1 pseudogene is annotated in these 1,313 nt (G+C 80.3%); it reads right to left on the reverse strand.

The features are described from left to right. Positions 1 to 1,313: pseudogene (locus BST12_RS32555) on the reverse strand (PE family protein); the annotation flags it as partial.

Here is a 1,313-nt window from a genome sequence, read left to right on the forward strand (position 1 = left end):
GTTGTGGCCCCCGGTGCCGCCGGTGCCGACCTGGCCGCCCGCCCCGCCGGCACCGCCGGTGCCGCCGGTGCCGCCGGTGCCGCCCACGACGGTTTCCTGCCAAGGCCGCGTTTCGACGACGGTGGCCTTGCCGGCGGCGCCGTTGCCGCCCGCGCCGCCGGTGCCGCCTTGGCCGCCGGTGCCGTTGGTGCCGTCAAAACCGCTGTTGCCGCCGGCGCCGCCGGCGCCCCCGGCTCCGCCGGCCAGCCCGGTGCCGGCGGTGCCGTCGGCTGCGACGGTGGTGACGTTGTCGCCGGTGCCGCCGGTGCCGCCGGTGCCTCCGGTGCCGCCGGTGCCGCCGGCGCCGTTCGTGCCGCCGGTGCCCCCGGTGCCGGCCTGGCCGCCGGAGCCCGCGGTGCCGCCGGTGCCGCCCTGGCCGCCGTCGTAGCCCGCGGCGCCCAGGCCCACACCGGACTTGCCGGCGGCGCCGGCGCCCCCGGCGCCGCCGTTGCCGCCCAGACCGCCGTTGCCGTTGGTGCCGACGGCACCGCTGGTACCGCCGCTCTCGGCGTGGCCGGCGGCGCCGGCGCTGCCGCCGTGACCACCGTTGCCGCCGGCTCCGCCGTTGAGGCCCGCCGCACCGATACCGGTGGCCATCACGCCGCTCGCATTGTCGCCGGCGCCACCGAGTCCGCCATTGCCGCCGGCCCCGCCATTGCCGCCACTACCCGCGATGCCGCCGTCGCCGCCAGTACCGGCGCCGCCGCCCGCTCCGGCGTTGCCACCCGCACCGCCGTCGCCGCCGGCGGCGCCCGCCGCACCGAGACCGACCCCCGAGCTGCCGTCGGCGCCATTACCCCCGGCACCCCCGTTGCCGCCATGGCCGCCGCTACCGTTGACGCCACCAGCGCCGCTATTGCCGCCGGCCCCGCCCGCGCCGCCGGCGCCGCCTGCCAGACCCGCGTTGCCCGCGCCGTTGGCGCTCACCGATGAGGTGTTCTGCGCACTGCCGCCGGCGCCGCCGTCGCCACCGCGGCCCCCGTTGCCGACAACGCCGCCGTTGCCCCCAGTGCCGGCAGCGCCCCCGTTGCCGCCCCGTCCGCCGGCGCCGCCGTCCTGCCCAGCGGCATCGCCCGTACCGCCGGCGCCGTTGGTGCCGCTGGCCCCGACGCCGCCATTACCACCGCTGCCGTTTGTGCCGCCGAAACCGCTATTGCCGCCCGCGCCGCCGTCGCCGCCATTGCCGCCGTCGCCGCCAGCGCCGGTAACCTCAGCGCCGTTGCCACCATTACCGCCGTGCCCGCCGTTACCCGCGGCGCCCGCGACCCCGCCAC

The sequence above is a fragment of the Mycobacterium angelicum genome (assembly GCF_002086155.1).
In the GTDB taxonomy this organism is placed as follows: Bacteria; Actinomycetota; Actinomycetes; order Mycobacteriales; family Mycobacteriaceae; genus Mycobacterium; species Mycobacterium angelicum.